Here is a 17,789-nt window from a genome sequence, read left to right as displayed (position 1 = left end):
CGACATGCCAAGAGGCTTGGCCATGGCTCAACACAATGTCGCCCCCGCCCCCGATCAGGCGTTCGAAGATCGCACCTACCGCAAGGTCATCTTGCGTATCCTGCCAGTCCTGTTGCTGTGCTACATCGCAGCCTACCTGGACCGGGTCAACATCGGCTTTGCCAAACTGAGCATGCTCGATGACCTGCAGTTCAGCAACACCGTGTACGCCCTGGGCGCGAGCGTGTTCTTCTGGGGCTATTTCCTGTTCGAGGTACCGAGCAACCTGCTGTTGCATCGCTACGGCGCGCGCTTCTGGATCGCGCGGATCATGCTGAGTTGGGCGATCATTTCGATGGCCGTCGCGTTCACCCAGCCGTTGGCAGGGTTTTTCCACGTCGAGTCCAGCACCATGTTCTATGTGCTGCGCTTTCTGCTGGGTATTTGCGAGGCTGGTTTTTTCCCTGGAGTAATCCTGTACCTCAACTACTGGTTCCCGACTCATCGGCAAAGCCGAGTCATGTCGGGCTTTTTGATGGCGATGCCTGTCAGCCTCACCCTCGGCGGCATGCTGTCGGGTTGGCTGATGACCCGAATGGATGGTTGGCATGACCTGGCGGGGTGGCAATGGATGCTGCTGATCGAGGGCTTGCCCTCGGTGATCATGGCCGTGGTGGTGTTCACCTGCCTGTGCGACAACATCGACAAGGCTGGTTGGCTGTCGGATGCGCAAAAGCAATTGCTCAAGGCCAACCTGCAACAGGAGGAACACGGTAAGGTCTCGCGGTTGGGCGATGTATTCTTCAACCCGCGAGTCTGGTTGCTGGTCTTGATCCTCCTGACGTTCAATACCGGTTTCTATGGCTTGGCCTTCTGGATGCCGTCGATCATCAAGAGCGCGGGCGTGACCAGCAGCCTGGAGATCGGCTTGTTGACCGCCATTCCTTACAGCGTGGCGGTCATTGCGATGTTCCTGAATGCGCGCCATTCCAACCGTACGGGCGAGCGCCGCTGGCATGCAGCGATACCTGCGTTCATCGGCGGCTGTGGTTTGATGCTCAGCGCCGCGTTCGCAGATAACGTCATGCTGTCGATTGTTTTCCTCACGGTTGCCGCTTCTGGTGTGCTGAGCCTGATGCCGATCTTCTGGACGCTGCCAGGCACCGTGTTGTCGGGAGTCGCGGCGGCGGCGGGCATTGGCATGATCAACGCGATTGGCAACTTGTCCGGCTTCACCGGCTCGATGATCACGGCAGTGGCGGAGAACCTCACTGGCAATATCAACAACGGCACCTACGTGCTGGGCTTGTGCCTATTCATCAGTGGCATGCTCATCCTGGCGATACCTGCTGCAATGCTGAAGCGGTCCGGCGTCGAGCGACGTACGCAAATGGAGCCGGAGATGGCATGAGCACCTTGCATACCAGGACGCCGAGGCCGGTGCTGTTGATGCTTACGCAATGGGGAAAGCGTTCGGCTAGGCGTCTTGCGTGATCTGCTGCAGCCATTCCCTTGGGCTCGTGCCTACCTTTCGGCGAAAGGTGCGGGCCAGCGCTGACGGACTTTCGTAGCCGACCTCATCGGCAATCAGGGCGATGGGGCGGCCTTCGCGCAGGCGCTTTTGCGTCAGGCTGATTCGCCAGTTCGCCAGGTAATCCGCGGGGGTGACACCCACGGTGTCGCGAAAGTGCGCAGCAAAGCTTGCGCGTGACATGCCTGAGCGATCAGCCAGCTGCGCCACGGACCAATTGCGCTGTGGCTCGTTGTGGATACTCACCAGCGCGCGGGACAACTGAGCATTGGCCAACCCGGCCATCATCCCCGAGGCAATGCTGCGGCTGGCGATCAGATGGCGAAGTAGCTGGATCACCATCAGCTCGAACAGCCGATTGAGGATGACATCCCGTCCACATTCGTCGCCGAAGGCCTCTTCGAACAACCAGTCGAGGGTGCCATCGAGGCCCTGCAATTCGCGCAGTGGCTTGATGATGAAGTCCGGCAGAGCCAGGGTCAGCGGATTATTGGCCCCGCCATCGAACTGCAAGGTAGCGCACACCAATTCTGCTTCATCTGCCTCGCTGGCCAGCAGCTGATGCGCCTGCGGCCGCACCGCCAGAATCAGGCTGGGTTCGGTCAGCTCGGTGAGCTGGCCGCGCGCGCCGCTGAAGGCTAGACGCCCTGAACGCAGCAGATGTGCGTGGCCGAGATTGTGTTGCCCATCAAAGCCGGTCGTTCCACAGAAACCACCCTGGTGGAAGGTGGACGCGTGCAGGTTGAAGTGCTTGAGCAGTGTCGATAATCGGTCCATGGCGCACTCGAATTTAGACGATCTGTTGCAAATATTCGACGATCTGAAGCCGAAAGGATAGTCCACCTCCCTAAGATTGGCTCCAGGCTTGATCGACAAGCTGGCTAATCAACCTACTGGAGAACTACCATGACGCGTATCGCTGCTCTCTCGCTGGACCACGCTCCTGCTGGCTCGCGCACAGCCCTCGAAGGCATTCAAAAAGGTCTCGGCTTCATTCCCAACGCCTTCAAGACCCTGGCTCACTCCCCGGCTGCGCTCACGGGCTACCTGGGCCTCGCCCAAGCCTTGGGCAAGAGCTCACTGAGCGCCGCCGAGCGTGAAGTCGTTGCCCTTGCCACCTCGCAAATCAATGGTTGCGACTACTGCCTGGCTGCACACGCCTTCTTTGGTGCCAAGGCTGGTCTGAGCGATGAGGCCATTGGCCAAGCCCGCAGCGGCACACTCAGCGCAGTTGCAGCGCTGGCTCACCAGATCACCGAGAGCCGAGGCCAATTGAGCGACGAGCAGATCGCTGCGGCACGCGAGGCCGGTCTTGACGATGGCAAGATCGTGGAGGTGGTGGCACAGGTCACGTTGTTGACCCTGACCAACTACCTGAACAACATCGCCACTACCGAGATCGACTTCCCGCCGTCGGCACACTAGGAGGTACGCTGGCAAAGCGCCCAGAAGTCGGGGGGAAACCCACTGCGCCTTACCAGGGGGACCGGATATCCTGGGGGGGAATCAGGCGCAAGCGGTGGATGTCCACTGAGACATCCTGTCGCCTTGACGCTGGGCCCTGCAATTTGTTTGTGCTGGCATTTCAGATACAATCGGCGAAACGATTCAGCCATGTCGGTCAATACGACAAAAGGCTGGGTCGTTTTCTGGTTCTCTGGCTGCTGAACAATGATCAACAACAAGCCTGCGCTGAAGAACAAGCAATACCCGGGTTAGCCACAGACCCCCTTCGTTCTACTGACTGGAATTGATCAATGTTCAAGAAAGCTGGCAAGACCTTGCTGGGTCTGGCTGTCGCTGCAAGCTTCATGCAAGCGCACGCCGAAGAAACCAAGAAAGTCGATGTGCTGCTGGTCGGCGGCGGCATCATGAGCTCCACCCTGGCCGTGTGGCTGCACGAGCTGGAGCCAAGCTGGTCGATGGAAATGGTCGAGCGCCTGGACGGCGTCGCCGAAGAAAGCTCCAACGGCTGGAACAACGCCGGTACCGGCCACTCCGCGCTGGCCGAACTGAACTACACGCCGGAAGACAAAGACGGCAACGTCAACATCTCCAAGGCCATCGAAATCAACGAAGCCTTCCAGATCTCGCGTCAGTTCTGGGCCTGGCAGGTACGCCAGGGCGTGTTGAAGAACCCGCACTCGTTCATCAACACCACCCCGCACATGAGCTTCGTGTGGGGCGACGACAACATCAAGTTCCTGAAGAAGCGCTATGACGCGCTGCAGGCGAGCCCGCTGTTCCGCCCGATGCAGTATTCTGAGGACCACGCGCAGATCGCCAAGTGGGTCCCGCTGATGATGGAAGGCCGCGACCCGAACCAGAAGCTGGCCGTGACCTGGACCCCCATCGGTACCGACGTCAACTTCGGCGAGATCACCCGCCAGTTCGTCGGTCACCTCAAGACCCAGGACAAGTTCGACCTGAAACTGTCCACCGAAGTGCAGGACATCACCCGCAACGAAGACGGCTCGTGGCACGTCGAGTACAAGAACCTGAAGGACGGTACCGAGTCGGCTACCGATGCCAAGTTCCTGTTCATCGGCGCCGGTGGCGGCGCGCTGAAGCTGCTGCAGAAGTCGGGCATTCCTGAAGCCAAGGAGTACGCAGGCTTCCCAGTGGGTGGCTCGTTCCTGGTCACCGAGAACCCGACCGTGGCCATGCAGCACATGGCCAAGGCCTATGGCATCGCCTCGACCGGCGCGCCGCCCATGTCGGTTCCGCACCTGGACACCCGCGTACTGGACGGCAAGCGCGTGATCCTGTTCGGGCCATTCGCTACCTTCTCGACCAAGTTCCTGAAGAACGGCTCGTACCTGGACCTGCTGAGCAGCACCACCACCCACAACGTATGGCCGATGGCCAAGGTGGGTATCGACCAGTACCCGCTGGTGGAATACCTCGCCGGTCAGTTGATGCAGTCTGACGACGACCGCTTCGAAGCCCTGCGCACCTACTTCCCGAACGCCAAGAAAGAAGACTGGAAACTGTGGCAGGCTGGTCAGCGCGTGCAGATCATCAAGCGTGACGAAGCCCAAGGCGGCGTGCTGAAGCTGGGTACCGAAGTGGTTGCCTCGCAAGACCGCACCATCGCTGGCCTGCTGGGTGCCTCGCCAGGCGCCTCGACTGCAGCGCCGATCATGCTGCATGTGCTTGAAACCGTGTTCAAGGAGAAGGTCGCGACCCCTGAGTGGCAGGCCAAGATCAAGCAGATCATCCCGAGCTACGGCACCAAGTTGAACGATTCGGCGGCGGCTACTCAGAAAGAGTGGAACTACACCGCTGAAGTGCTGCAACTGGAGAAACCGCCGGTGATCGACCAGAGCGTCGGTACCAGCACCGGTGTGAGCCAGCCGCTGGAAAGTAAGCCCGAGAACGACATGGCGCTGTAAGCGGCAGCGTCGTGAACGAAAGCCACGGGGGGTGACCTCGTGGCTTTTTTTTTGGCTTGGGTAGGCAGTGATGGAGCCTGCAGACGCGAGTTCACCCGCGAAAGGGCCGGTGCGGGCACCGAGAAGCTCGTTCGTTCTCTACACCTGCCGCAGGATGCACCCCAGCAAGCCAGGGAAGCGCTCATCGAGCATTTCGCTACGCAGTGAATTCATGTGCGTGGTGCCGACGTTGCGCGTATGTACCAGCCCCGCATCCCTCAATACCCGGAAGTGATGGGACATGCTGGATTTTGGCCGACCGCCGTCCAGCTCGCCACAACTGGCCTCGGCCACGCCTGCCAGATGGCGCACGATCTCCATGCGCACAGGGTCGCTCAGGGCGTAGAGCACGCGCTCCAGGATGAGGTCTTCGGGGTTGGGATGTTTGTAGGCTCGCATGGTCGCCATGATAACGGGGGTTTCACAAATTGCCATAGTTCGAATATGATCGAACTATCGTAAATGTCGTTAACCCTTGGAGTCTGTCCATGTCCGCGCTGTTCGAACCCTATACCCTCAAGGATGTCACCCTGCGTAACCGCATCGCGATCCCGCCGATGTGCCAATACATGGCCGAGGACGGCATGATCAATGACTGGCACCATGTGCACTTGGCAGGTCTTGCCCGGGGTGGTGCTGGCCTGCTGGTGGTCGAGGCCACGGCAGTATCGCCAGAAGGGCGCATCACCCCCGGTTGCGCGGGCATCTGGAGCGATGCGCATGCCGAAGCTTTCGTCCCGGTGGTGAAGGCGATCAAGGCCGCAGGCTCGGTGCCGGGCATCCAGATCGCCCACGCCGGCCGCAAGGCCAGTGCCAACCGCCCCTGGGAGGGCGATGACCATATCGCTGCCGACGACGCCCGAGGCTGGGACACCATCGCCCCTTCGGCCATCGCCTTCGGTGCCCACTTGCCGAAAGTACCCCGTGCGATGACCCTGGAGGATATCGCACGGGTCAAGCAGGACTTCGTCGACGCCGCCCGCCGTGCCCGCGATGCCGGGTTTGAGTGGATCGAACTGCACTTCGCCCATGGCTACCTGGGCCAGAGCTTCTTCTCCGAGCATTCCAACCGGCGGACCGATGCCTATGGTGGAAGCTTCGAGAACCGCAGCCGCTTTCTGCTGGAAACCCTCGCCGCCGTGCGCGAAGTGTGGCCAGAGCACCTGCCGCTGACCGCGCGTTTTGGTGTGCTGGAATATGACGGTCGCGACGAGCAGACCCTTGAAGAGTCGATCGAGCTGGCGCGCCGTTTCAAGGCGGGTGGCCTGGACCTGCTGAGTGTCAGCGTCGGTTTCACCATTCCCGACACCCACATTCCGTGGGGGCCCGCCTTCATGGGGCCGATTGCCCAGCGTGTGCGCCGTGAGGCGGGTCTGCCGGTGACTTCGGCGTGGGGCTTCGGTACGCCACAGTTGGCGGAAGGGGCACTGAAGGCCGATCAGCTCGACCTGGTGTCGGTGGGCCGCGCCCATTTGGCGGACCCGCATTGGGCGTATTTCGCGGCCAAGGAACTGGGGGTCGATAAAGCCTCGTGGACCTTGCCAGCGCCATATGCACACTGGCTCGAGCGCTATCGCTGAGCGGCCCTTTCGCGACGCAAGGCCGCTTCCACAGGTGGACGCGGCCTTTGCAATGGGGATCAGAACCGGTCCAGCCGGTAAGCCTCCATCTGCGATCCCCTCTTACCCGCCAGCATTTGCGCAATCCATTGCGCCGTCACCGCCGCTTGGGTCAGCCCCAGATGCTGATGCCCGAACGCCAATATCACCCGTCCTTCGCACACCTGGTCGATCACCGGCAACGAGTCCGGCAATGATGGCCTGAAGCCCATCCATGGCGTGGCCCCCTCGATGCTCAGGTCTCGCCGGAACAACCCTTTGCTCAAACGGTGCAACTGCCAGGCACGCTGCATGCTCGGCGGCGCGTCGAGCCCGGCGAATTCCACCGTGCCGGCCAGGCGCAGGCCTTCGGCCATGGGCGTCATGATGAACTTGCGTTCGAACGAGGTGACGGCGAACGGCAACCGCTGCTGCTCGTCAGGCAACATCAGGTGGTAGCCGCGCTCGGTGTCCAACGGCACCGGTTTGCCGGTCAGCGCGCTGGTGAGTTTCGCCGAATGGGCACCACAGGCGATCAGCACCTGGCGCGCCTTGAGCTGACGTTGGGCGGTGGCCAAGGTCACGCCATGCGCTTCCAGTGTGGCTCCCACGACTTCATGGCGAGCGAACTGCATGCCACAGGATCGTGCAGCGTCGAACAGCTCGGCGACCACGCGGTGAGGGTCCAGGAAATGCCCGGTACGGGGGAAGAACAAGCCGCCCTGGATCTGCGCATTGAGCTGCGGCGCCGCCGTCTGAACAGCAGAACCGGACCAGTATTCCACCGGCACGGCCTGCTCACGCATGCGCGCCTGCAGGGCATCGAGCGCCTGCCGCGTTTCCGGTCGCTCGAACACCAGCAACGAGCCATCTTCCTTGAAAAGGTCGTTGCGCCCGATCGACCCCAGCAACCGCTGCCATGCCCCCAGGCTGGCTTCATTCAGCGCCCGGATGCCGGCCACACTGCGTTGGAACGGTGCCGGCCGCAGGTTGAGCAGCAGGCGGGTGAACCAGGGTAAGGCCTTTGGCAGGTACTTCCAGTCCAGCCGCAACGGGCCCATCGGGTCCAACAGCATGCGGGGCAGGCGCTTGAGTATCGACAGGTCGGCGATAGGGAACACCTGCTCGGTCGCCAGGTGTCCGGCATTGCCGTAGGAGGCGCCAAGGCCTGGTTGCTGACGGTCGATCAGCAGCACGCGGCGGCCTTGTCGGGCCAGTTGCAGGGCACAGGCGACTCCGACGATGCCGGCGCCAACCACGGCGATATCGGTTTCAAGGGTTTCGACCATGGCTAGCTTTCCCGTCTACCGTCGAGCAGGCGGCGCAACTGCAACGGATTGTCGTGCTTGAGTGCCGGCGGCAGCAGTGCATCAGGCATGCCCTGGTAGCACACCGGGCGCAGGAAGCGCAGGATCGCCGCAGTACCGACCGAGGTGCTGCGTGCATCGGATGTGGCCGGGAACGGCCCGCCATGGACCATGGCATCGCACACTTCGACGCCGGTCGGCCAGCCGTTGACCAGAATGCGCCCGGCCTTGCGTTCAAGTGTCGGCAGCAGGGCACGTGCGCGGCCGATATCGGCATCGTCCAGGTGCAGCGTGGCGGTGAGTTGGCCCTCCAGGTGTTCGGCAACCTGGCGCATCTGCTCGTCGTCGTCGCAGGCCACCACCAACGAAGCCGCGCCGAACACTTCTGCCTGCAACGCCGGGTCGGCAAGCAATGCACTGGCCTGGGTGATGAACAGCTGCGCCTGGCACTGGTTCGGGCCAGTGTGCGGCTTGCCGCTGGCCGCATGCTGGGCATTGGCGTTCGCGGCCAGGGCGCCGACGCCGGCTTCATAGGCGGCGAAGATGCCAGGGGCGAGCATGGTCTGTGCGTCCGCCTGCCGGAGCTGCTCGCTGGCTGCCTGGATGAAGCGTTGCAGGGCCTGCCCCTGGCGAGCGATCACTAGGCCGGGGTTAGTGCAGAACTGGCCCGCGCCTTGGATCAACGAGGCGACGAAGCCTTGGGCCAGTGCCTCGCCACGGGCTTGCAGCGCGGCTTCGAACAGGAACACCGGGTTGATCGAGCTCATTTCCGCATAGACGGGGATAGGTTCCGAGCGCGCCTGGGCAGCCTGGCACAAAGCGATGCCACCGCTGCGCGAGCCGGTGAAGCCGACAGCCTTGATACGCGGGTCGCTGACCAGGGCGATGCCGACTTCACGGCCTGCCCCGTACAACAGCGAGAACACGCCCTCGGGCAAGCCGCAGTGTTTCACGGCGCGGGCCACGGCATGGCCGACCAGCTCGCTGGTACCAGGATGGGCGCTGTGGGCCTTGACCACGACTGGGCAACCAGCGGCCAGTGCCGAGGCGGTGTCGCCACCGGCAACCGAGAAGGCCAGCGGGAAGTTGCTGGCGCCGAACACCGCCACCGGGCCCAGGGCGACCTGGCGCTGGCGCAGGTCGGGGCGTGGCAATGGCTGGCGCTCGGGCAGGGCGTTGTCGACACGCACGTCCAGCCATTCACCTGATCGTATGACCCGGGCAAAGGTGCGCAGTTGGGTGCAGGTTCGACTGCGTTCGCCCTGGATGCGCGCCTTGGGCAAGCCCGTCTCGGCGACGGCGCGGTCGATCAGGGCATCGCCCAATGCTTCGATCTGCTCGGCGATGGTTTCGAGAAAGCGGGCGCGTTGTTCCAGCGTGGTTTCGCGATAATCGTCGAACGCTGCCCAGGCCAGTGCACAGGCTTGAGCCACGTGCTCGCCTGTGCCGCCGGCATACGCCGGTTCCAGAGCCTGGTGGGTGGCAGGGTCGATGGCGCGAAGCGCTTCGCGGCTGCCGGTCACGGCGTTTTGACCGATCAGCAGGTTACCTGTCAGGTGCATGGGGCTTCCTTCGAAATCTGAATCAGAGCTTGGGGCGCGATGCGCCGCGAAAGGGCTGCGCAGCAGCCCCCCTAGAGTCACGCAATGTTCTGTTCGGCCGACCAGTTGGCGTACCACTGGCGGAACAGCGCGTATTGTTGTTCGGCATAGTTGCGCTGGGCGTCGGTGAGTACGTCGGTTTCGTTGAAGTGCAGGGTGTATTCGCTGTCGCCGTTGAGCACCATCAGGTGCTTGTAGTACAGCACCAGGTCGCACCCTTCATCGAACGACGACAGTACCGCCAGCGCCGACTCCAGCTCACGGGCCAGGCGACGGGCCTTGGCGTCGCCCTTGGCGGCCTGCTTGCTCAGGCTCACCAAGTGCAGCACTTCGCGGGGCAAGGCATTGCCAATGCCGGTGATGGCGCCCGTGGCGTTGCAGTTGACGAAGCCATGTACCACTTGGGTGTCGACACCGACCATCAGGGTCACGTCGTCGTCCTTGGAGGTGATGTGTTCGGCAGCGTAGCGCAGGTCGGCGCCGCCGCCGAACTCCTTGAAGCCGATCAGGTTCGGGTACTCGCGGCGCAGTTCGAAGAACAGGTCGGCACGGGTGGCGAAGCCGTAGTAGGGGCTGTTGTAGATGACCGCTGGCAGTTTCGGCGCAGCCTGCAAAATGGCGGCGAAATGGTGCTTCTGGGCGATCAGCGAGGCGCCACGGGACAGCACCCGTGGAATCACCATCAGGCCGGCGGCACCGACCTTGGCGGCATGGGCGGCGTGCGACACCGCTTCACGGGTATTCACCGCACCCGTGCCGACGATGGTCGGGATGCCGGCCGCCACCAGGCGCGCAACGCCTTCCTGGCGCTCGGCCTCGGTCAGCAGCGGCCAGTCACCCATCGAGCCGCAGTACACCACAGCGCTCATACCGGCTTCGATCAGCTCGCGGCCCTTGCGCACCAGCGCATCGAAATCCGGTTTGCGCGCGGCGGTGCAGGGGGTCATCAGGGCAGGCATGCAGCCGGTGAAGATGTTGTCGGTCATGGTAGTCACTCCTAGCGGTAATCAGGTGTCGAGGGTTGAAGCCGGGGCGGTTCAGATGCCCCAGGCGAAAGGGTCTTGTTCGTCGATCAGCAGGGTGGCGTCGGCGGTCATGTGGGCGCGACCGGTGATGAACGGACGGATGCGCTCGCCCTCACGCTCGAAGCGGCCCTGGAACTGGCTGCCGGTGATGCTCGCCTGGGTCCAGGTCTGGCCTTCGGCGAGCTTGCCGTCGGCGGCCAGGCAGGCCAGTTTGGCGCTGGTGCCGGTGCCGCAAGGGGAGCGGTCGTAGGCTTTGCCGGGGCACATCACGAAGTTGCGGCTGTCGGCATTGGCGTCGTCGGCGAACAACTCCACATGGTCGATGGGCGCACCGTCTTCACCGGTGATACCGCGCGCTTCCAGGGCCTTGAGCAGGGTCCAGGTGTAGTTGGTCAGGGCCTCGACGTTATCCAGCTCGATGCGTTGGCCGTGCTCGGACACCAGGAAGAACCAGTTGCCGCCCCAGGCGATGTCGCCGTGCACTACGCCGTAACCGGGCACTTCGACTGCGACCTGCCGGCGATAGCGGTAAGCGGGTACGTTGCCGACGGTCACGGCGCCGTCCTCGTGCAACGTGGCGCTGACCTGGCCGACCGGGGTGTCGATCTTGTGCACGCCGGGTTCGATCAGCCCCAGGTGCTGCAGCGAGGCGACCAGGCCGATGGTGCCGTGGCCGCACATGTTCAGGTAGCCGGCGTTGTTGAAGAAGATCACCCCGCAGGTGGCGTCAGCCGATACCGGTTCGCAGTACAGCGCGCCGACCAGCACATCGTTGCCGCGTGGTTCCAGCAGGCAGGCGCGGCGCCAATGGTCATGCAGCTCGCGCAGTTCGTCGCGTTGCTCGGCCATGCTGCGGCCACTCAGCGAGGGGAAGCCATTGATCACCAGGCGAGTCGGTTCGCCGCCGGTATGGGAGTCGATGACATGGATGCGTTTCATGGTCGTGTCCATTGAAGAAGGGCCAGGGTTCAAGAGGCGACCGCGACAGGGCGGTGGCCAGGGTGCGGTTCGGCGCTGGCTTCGCTTTCGTCGTCACCGTCCAGGCGCACCAGGTGGGCCGGCACGCCGGTCGTGGCGCCCCAGTGGTAGATGCCCAGCGCGCAGGCGGCGACGACCAGGGTGTCCATCGGGTGCCCGATGACACCCAGTCCGCCGAAGCTGCCGAGCCAGGACAGCAGGATGGTCACGGCGTAGAAGCCGATCAGCCAGGCGGACGAGCGCACCTGTTGGCCAAGCGAGAGATGCTGGGTGGGCACGAAGCGGCCGCACAGCAGGTACAACACGAACATCACGATCTGCAGGGCCAGCAACCACGACACGGTTTTCCAACCCGACCAGTAGACGATCAGCGCGGCGATGATGAACGACAGAGGGCCGAGCACACCCATGCCCTTGACCCGGAAAGGACGGTGCATGTCCGGGGCGTTGCGGCGCAGGGCGGCGACCGAGACCGGAGCTACGGCATAGCTCAGAACCAGAGCGGCCGAGACGACGTTGATCAGCGCTTCCCAGGATGGGAACGGCAGGGTCCAGAATACCGACAGGCCGAAAGTAAGCCACAGCGCAGGACGTGGGATGCCGGACTGTTCGTCGATGCGGGTGAAGACCTTGAAGAAGGTGCCAGTCTGCGCCCAGCCATAGACCACGCGTGGAGTGGCGTTCATGTAGATGTTGCCGCAGCCGCTGGGCGAGATCACCGCGTCGGCCACCACCAGGTAGGCCAGCCAGCCCACACCCAGCGCCAGGGCGATATCACGGTAGGGCAGGGCCAGTTCCTTGGTCACGCCGGCCCAGCCATTGGCCAGCATCTCGGTCGGAATGCTGCCGAGGAACGCCAGTTGCAGCAGCACGTAGATCGCAGTGGACAGCAGCACCGACAGGATCAATGCGATGGGAATGGTGCGCTGGGGGTTCTTCACTTCGCTCGCGACCGAGATGATCGGCGTCAGGCCCAGGTAGGCGAAGATGATGCCACCGGCGGACACTGCCATTTCCACGCCCGACAGTCCGAACGGGGCGAAGCCCTGGACCTCGAAGTTGGCTGGCTTGAAGAAGGTGAACAGCACGCCGATCACCAGCAACGGCACGATGAACTTGAACACGCTGACCAGATTGTTGGCCTTGGCGAAGGTCTTAACGCTGCGGTAGTTGAGCAGGAAGAACACGCAGAGCAGGCCGAACTGCACCAACCAACCGAGGAGCGTCGGGTCGCTCGAGCCGGTCTTGGTCAGTTCGGGAAACCATGCTGCCGCGTATTGACGCGAGGCGACCACCTCGATGGCGACGAGACTGGAAAATGCGATCAGGGTGATGAACCCCATGAGGTAGCCGAGCAACGGGCCGTGGGAGTAAACCGGGTAGCGCACAACGCCTCCGGCGCGGGGCAGGGCGGCACCCAGTTCGCAGTAGACGATGCCCAGCAGCAAGACGGCGAACCCGCCGAGGAACCAGGAGAAAATACCGGCAGGACCGGCGATGGCCGATACGTGGCTGGCGGCGAACAGCCAGCCTGAACCGAAGATGGCGCCAAGGCCGATGAAGGTGAGGTCGAGCAATGACAGCTGTTTCTTGAATTTGCCTGACATGGGTTCGCCTTTTTGTTGGTTATTGGATAGGCAGGTCTGATGTCACGATGTGCGGCTTTTCTGGCCGCGCTCTTGTAGGTGTGGTGCGGCTTGCGTGGGGCATAGAGTGGACTGGGGGAGGGGATGGGTTCTTGATGGTTTTCTGCAGGGTGGGTGACGAAATCGGCACAATTGCGAAAAGCGCTGGCGATTCGTTCGTGCGCTTGGATAGGCTGTAGGCATCGTGGCGTGTTGGCTGTAGCGCAACCGCATCGCGAGCAAGGCTCGCTCCTACAAGGCAATGTGCGCCTGTCACAGTCACAACAGGCCCGTAACGAGCGTAGGAGCGAGCCTTGCTCGCGATGCACCGCACAGGCGGTACCGATTCCATGCGTGGCACAGGGCAATCTGCTGCGCCTGTCACAGGCCCAACAGGCCCGCAACGAGGGTAGGAGCGAGCCTTGCTCGCGATGCACCGCACAAGCGGTACCGATTCCATGCGTGGCACAAGGCAATCTGCTGCGCCTGTCACAGGCCCAACAGGCCCGCAACGAGGGTAGGAGCGAGCCTTGCTCGCGATGCACCGCACAGGCGGTATCGATTCCATGCGTGGCACAGGGCAATCTGCTGCGCCTGTCACAGGCCCAACAGGCCCGCAACGAGCGTAGGAGCGAGCCTTGCTCGCGATGCACCGCACAGGCGGTACCGATTCCATGCGTGGCACAGGGCAATCTGCTGCGCCTGTCACAGGCCCAACAGGCCCGCAACGAGGGTAGGAGCGAGCCTTGCTCGCGATGCACCGCACAGGCGGTGCCGATTCCATGCGTGGCACAAGGCAATCTGCTGCGCCTGTCACAGGCCCAACAGGCCCGCAACGAGGGTAGGAGCGAGCCTTGCTCGCGATGCAGCGCACAGGCGGTATCGATTCCATGCGTGGCACAGGGCAATCTGCTGCGCCTGTCACAGGCCCAACAGGCCCGCAACGAGGGTAGGAGCGAGCCTTGCTCGCGATGCAGCGCACAGGCGGTATCGATTCCATGCGTGGCACAGGGCAATCTGCTGCGCCTGTCACAGGCCCAACAGGCCCGCAACGAGCGTAGGAGCGAGCCTCACTCGCGATGCACCGCACAAGCGGTATCGATTCCATGCGTGGCACAGGGCAATCTGCTGCGCCTGTCACAGGCCCAACAGGCCCGTAACGAGCGTAGGAGCGAGCCTCGCTCGCGATGCACCGCACAAGCGGTATCGATTCCATGCGTGGCACAGGGCAATCTGCTGCGCCTGTCACAGGCCCAACAGGCCCGTAACGAGCGTAGGAGCGAGCCTCGCTCGCGATGCACCGCACAAGCGGTGCCGATTCTGAGTGCCGCGAAAGCGCCGTCACAATCAACCGAGAATCCCGATGCCCCACCACGCCCTGTACCAAGCCCTGGAAGCACAGAACCCCGCCACCCTCGAGGTGTTGCTGGCAAGCGTCACCCTGTTGCTCCCGATGCTCGACGTCATCCCAAACGCCGCCATCTTCATCAAGGACACCCAGGCCCGCTATGTCCTGGCCAACCGCACCCTGGTCCAGCGCTGTGGCCTCAAGCAATTGCAGCCATTACTGGGCAAGACCAGCGCCGAAGTGTTCCCTGCACAGCTGGGCCCGGGCTACACCGAACAGGACCGTCGCGTGCTGGAGCATGGCCTGGTGCTGGAAGACCAACTGGAACTGCACCTGTACGGTAGCCGCGAGCCTGGATGGTGCCTGACCCACAAGCGCCCGTTGTACGACCCGCAGGGGCGCATCATCGGCCTGGTCGGCATCTCGGTAGACTTGCAGTCAGCCGCCGATACCCACCCTGCCTACCAGCGTCTGGCCGCCGTGGACGAGCACATTCGTCTGCACTTTCACCAGCCCATCAGCATGGGCCAGTTGACCCGAATTGCTGGAATCTCCGTGGCGCAGCTGGAGCGCTACTGCAAGCGGGTGTTCCACCTCACGCCGCGGCAGATGATCCACAAGGCGCGCCTGGAGCACGCCCATCGCCTGCTGCACAGCGACTTGCCGATCACCGAGGTGGCTTTGCAATGCGGTTACACCGACCACAGCGCGTTCAGCCGGCAGTTCAAGCAACTGACCGGCTTCACACCCAGGCAATACCGCCAGGCGACGGCAACTCAGGAAGGTTGAAACAGGGCGCGAGCTTCGTCGAAACATTGCTCGGCAATCGCCGAGCGTGGCTCGCTGCGACGTAGCAGCAGGCCCACCGGGCTGTGGATGCTGGCGTCAACTACCGGGACGATGCGCATGTGTGCGCTCAGCGCTTCCAGCCCGCAGTCCAGCGGCATGACTGCGCAGCACACGCCGGCGGTGATCGCCTGGACCAGCTGGAAGCTGGAGTCGCTTTCCAGCACCGCCAGCGGCTCCAGGCCGCGGCTGCGGAAACTCAGGTCTAGCGACTGGCGGTAGTGCATGCCCTTGCTCAGCAGGCCCAGCGGAATGTCGGCCAGTTCGTCCCAGTGCAGTCGTGGGGCGTCGAACTGGAAAAAGCGCGTGTCATGCAACAGGCCCATGGTGGTGATGCCCAGTTCGATCACGTCGAAGAAGCTGGTGTTGACCTGGTCCAGGTAGCAGATGCCCAGGTCGAGCTGGTTGCGGCTCAGCCCGTCGATGATCTGCTCGGAGCTGAGCGAGCTCAGCTGAAAGTGCAGCTCAGGGTACTTGGCGCGCAGCGGCATCAGCAGGTGCATGGGGTTGAAGCTGGCTAGCGGTACGGTGCCCAGGCGCAGGCTGCCGACCACCTGGCCACGGCAACTGGCGGCCTCGGCCTGCAGACCGTCGTGGGCGGCGAGCAAGGTGCGCGCCCAGGCCAGGATGCGCTCGCCGGCTTCGGTGAATCCCTCGAAGCGCTGGCCACGCTTGACCAGCACCAGGTCCAGTTCGTCCTCCAGGTTGCGCAAGCGCATCGACAACGTGGGCTGGGTGATATGGCACAGCGCCGCGGCTTGGCCGAAATGGCGGGTCTGGTCGAGGGCGATGAGGAATTTCAGTTGCTTGATGTCCATGGTGCGGCCTGGTGTGCTGGGTAAGTGGACCTTAACCAAGTCTTGGCTGGCTGGCCATTGTTTGATGGTGTCCGGCCGTGTTGCTGGCAAGCCGGTGCCTGTAGCATGGGCCGATAGAGCCGATCGATGAACCCGTTCGCCATATCGATTGGACGCCTGGCGGCCAGGCCTCTAGCGTGGCGGCAATGCCATTCGAGGAGCACACCCTGTGAGCGTCAAACCCGATGCAGTGTTCGTACCGCTGAACATCGCTGTACTCACCGTCAGCGATACCCGAACCTACGACAACGACACCTCCGGCGAGCTGTTGGCCAGCCGCGCGGTGCAGATGGGCCATCGCCTGGTGGCGAGGTCGCTGCTCAAGGACGACCTGTATAAGATCCGCGCCCAGGTCGCCACCTGGATAGCCGACGACAACGTGCAGGTGGTGCTGGTCACTGGCGGCACTGGTTTCACCGGGCGCGACAGCACGCCTGAAGCGGTGCAGTGCCTGCTGGACAAGCGCATCGATGGCTTCGGTGAGTTGTTCCGTGCCCTGTCGATCCTCGATATCGGCACCTCGACGGTGCAGAGCCGGGCAATGGCCGGGCTGGCCAATGGTACCTTGGTCTGTTGCCTGCCAGGTTCGACCGGTGCCTGCCGCACGGCCTGGGAGGGGATCCTGGCCGAGCAGCTCGACGCCCGCCACCGGCCGTGCAATTTCGTACCGCACCTCAAGCCGATTGCGGTGTGCGAGAGCCGCGGTTGATGTCGGCCCTCAGTCGCCGGTAAACCGCGGCGATTGGGGCATCAGCTCAACACATGATCGACCGGTTGCAACGCCTCGGGCAATGGCTCGACCCCAAGCCCCGCCAGCACATCCCGTTCGATGGTGCGCACCATGGCATCGGTGGGCAAGTCGTTCTCATCGCGCCCGAACGGGTCTTCCAACTCATTGCCGATCGCATCCAGGCCAAAGAAGGTGTAACCCACGATGGTGGTGAACAGCGGCGCCAGCCAGCCCAGCGGCTCGGCCAGGGCAAACGGTAGCAACAGGCAGAAAATGTAGATGGTGCGGTGCAGCAACAGGGTGTAGGGGAACGGCAACGGCGTGCCCTTGATCCGCTCACAGGTAGCCTGCACCTGCGAAAGTCCCGTCAATCGCTGCTCCAGCAAGGTGTAGCGCCACTCGCTGATGTGGTTCTGTTCGGCCAGCTGTGAGCACTGCGCGCCGACCTGGCGCAGGATGCCGTCGCAAACGTTGTGCGGGCTGATACCGTGCGTGTCGGCCAGCCAGGGACGTGCCGCGGCAAGGTCGTCTTCATTGCGCAGCCTGGCATTGAGTGCATGGGCGAAGCCACATAGGCTGCGCAGAAACTGGCTGCGCAACTGCTCGTCGGTGATCGCCACGCTCTCGCGCACGAACGAACGGGTCTCGATGATCAGCATGCCCCAGGCCTTGCGGCCCTCCCACCAACGGTCGTAGCAGGCGTTGTTGCGAAAGCTCATGAAGATCGACAACGACAGGCCCAGCAGGGTGAACGGGGTCGCGCTGACCGGGTAGAAGAACGCCGGGAAGTGCCGCTCGACCAACACGATCAGTGCCGCCAGCAAGGTAACCGTGAGGCAACGCAAGGCAATGCGTTTGATGATCGACCCTTTGAGGGTGAACAACACGCGCAGCACATCAGGGCGGGAGTGGACGATCATGGAAGTCCAG

Annotated in this window: 15 protein-coding genes; 6 read left to right on the top strand and 9 right to left on the bottom strand. The window is 63.1% G+C overall.

The genetic code is table 11. The features are described from left to right. Positions 1–4: 4 nt before the first annotated feature. Positions 5–1,390, top strand: coding sequence for an MFS transporter (locus IF103_RS17885; RefSeq protein ID WP_049818778.1), 1,386 nt, complete (start codon positions 5–7; stop codon positions 1,388–1,390). Between the two features lie 66 nt (positions 1,391–1,456). On the opposite strand, the gene IF103_RS17880 is transcribed toward IF103_RS17885, so the two are convergent. After that, positions 1,457–2,287: an AraC family transcriptional regulator gene (locus IF103_RS17880; RefSeq protein WP_202675521.1), complete on the bottom strand. Its 831-nt coding sequence runs from the start codon at positions 2,285–2,287 to the stop codon at positions 1,457–1,459. Positions 2,288–2,416: 129 nt separating this feature from the next. On the opposite strand from IF103_RS17880, the gene IF103_RS17875 reads away from it, so the two are divergent. Continuing rightward, positions 2,417–2,935, top strand: a complete 519-nt coding sequence (locus tag IF103_RS17875) for a carboxymuconolactone decarboxylase family protein (RefSeq protein ID WP_027907418.1) — start codon at positions 2,417–2,419, stop codon at positions 2,933–2,935. 332 nt (positions 2,936–3,267) lie between these two features. Further along, positions 3,268–4,905, top strand: a complete 1,638-nt coding sequence (gene mqo, locus IF103_RS17870) for a malate dehydrogenase (quinone) (RefSeq protein WP_023381787.1) — start codon at positions 3,268–3,270, stop codon at positions 4,903–4,905. Between the two features lie 138 nt (positions 4,906–5,043). Here mqo and IF103_RS17865 read toward each other — a convergent pair whose 3' ends face one another. Then, positions 5,044–5,379: an ArsR/SmtB family transcription factor gene (locus IF103_RS17865; protein WP_023381786.1), complete on the bottom strand. Its 336-nt coding sequence runs from the start codon at positions 5,377–5,379 to the stop codon at positions 5,044–5,046. Between the two features lie 53 nt (positions 5,380–5,432). Between IF103_RS17865 and xenA the strand changes: the two genes are divergently transcribed. Then, on the top strand, positions 5,433–6,524 hold the full coding sequence (xenA, locus tag IF103_RS17860; protein ID WP_023381785.1) for a xenobiotic reductase XenA: 1,092 nt from the start codon (positions 5,433–5,435) through the stop codon (positions 6,522–6,524). 59 nt (positions 6,525–6,583) lie between these two features. Here the strand turns inward: xenA and IF103_RS17855 are convergent, their stop codons facing one another. The 5 genes from IF103_RS17855 to IF103_RS17835 form a co-directional block, all read right to left on the bottom strand. Then, positions 6,584–7,831, bottom strand: coding sequence for an FAD-dependent oxidoreductase (locus tag IF103_RS17855; protein ID WP_023381784.1), 1,248 nt, complete (start codon positions 7,829–7,831; stop codon positions 6,584–6,586). A gap of 2 nt (positions 7,832–7,833) precedes the next feature. Then, entirely contained in the window at positions 7,834–9,411 is a 1,578-nt protein-coding gene (locus IF103_RS17850; RefSeq protein WP_186598944.1) for an aldehyde dehydrogenase (NADP(+)), read from the bottom strand. 77 nt (positions 9,412–9,488) lie between these two features. Further along, on the bottom strand, positions 9,489–10,436 hold the full coding sequence (locus IF103_RS17845) for a dihydrodipicolinate synthase family protein (protein ID WP_023381782.1): 948 nt from the start codon (positions 10,434–10,436) through the stop codon (positions 9,489–9,491). A 51-nt stretch (positions 10,437–10,487) separates the two neighbouring features. Further along, on the bottom strand, positions 10,488–11,414 hold the full coding sequence (locus IF103_RS17840; RefSeq protein ID WP_027907419.1) for a 4-hydroxyproline epimerase: 927 nt from the start codon (positions 11,412–11,414) through the stop codon (positions 10,488–10,490). Positions 11,415–11,443: 29 nt separating this feature from the next. Then, positions 11,444–13,060 (bottom strand): APC family permease, encoded by a 1,617-nt coding sequence (locus tag IF103_RS17835; protein WP_023381780.1) that lies wholly within the window; start codon positions 13,058–13,060, stop codon positions 11,444–11,446. 1,381 nt (positions 13,061–14,441) lie between these two features. Between IF103_RS17835 and IF103_RS17830 the strand changes: the two genes are divergently transcribed. Further along, positions 14,442–15,215: an AraC family transcriptional regulator gene (locus IF103_RS17830; RefSeq protein WP_023381779.1), complete on the top strand. Its 774-nt coding sequence runs from the start codon at positions 14,442–14,444 to the stop codon at positions 15,213–15,215. Here the strand turns inward: IF103_RS17830 and IF103_RS17825 are convergent. Then, positions 15,203–16,090 (bottom strand): LysR family transcriptional regulator, encoded by an 888-nt coding sequence (locus IF103_RS17825; protein WP_023381778.1) that lies wholly within the window; start codon positions 16,088–16,090, stop codon positions 15,203–15,205. The two genes, IF103_RS17830 and IF103_RS17825, sit on opposite strands and share 13 nt — an antisense overlap. Before the next feature lie 208 nt (positions 16,091–16,298). Here IF103_RS17825 and moaB point away from each other — a divergent pair, with 208 nt between their 5' ends. Next, positions 16,299–16,838, top strand: coding sequence for a molybdenum cofactor biosynthesis protein B (gene moaB, locus IF103_RS17820; RefSeq protein ID WP_023381777.1), 540 nt, complete (start codon positions 16,299–16,301; stop codon positions 16,836–16,838). A gap of 41 nt (positions 16,839–16,879) precedes the next feature. On the opposite strand, the gene IF103_RS17815 is transcribed toward moaB, so the two are convergent. Next, positions 16,880–17,779: a bestrophin family protein gene (locus tag IF103_RS17815; protein ID WP_027907421.1), complete on the bottom strand. Its 900-nt coding sequence runs from the start codon at positions 17,777–17,779 to the stop codon at positions 16,880–16,882. Between the last annotated feature and the right edge of the window lie 10 nt (positions 17,780–17,789).

The organism is Pseudomonas sp. SK2 (assembly GCF_016772395.1).
In the GTDB taxonomy this organism is placed as follows: Bacteria; Pseudomonadota; Gammaproteobacteria; order Pseudomonadales; family Pseudomonadaceae; genus Aquipseudomonas; species Aquipseudomonas taiwanensis.
Note: the sequence above shows the minus strand (reverse complement) of the source record. Positions and strands in the feature narration are given on the sequence as shown.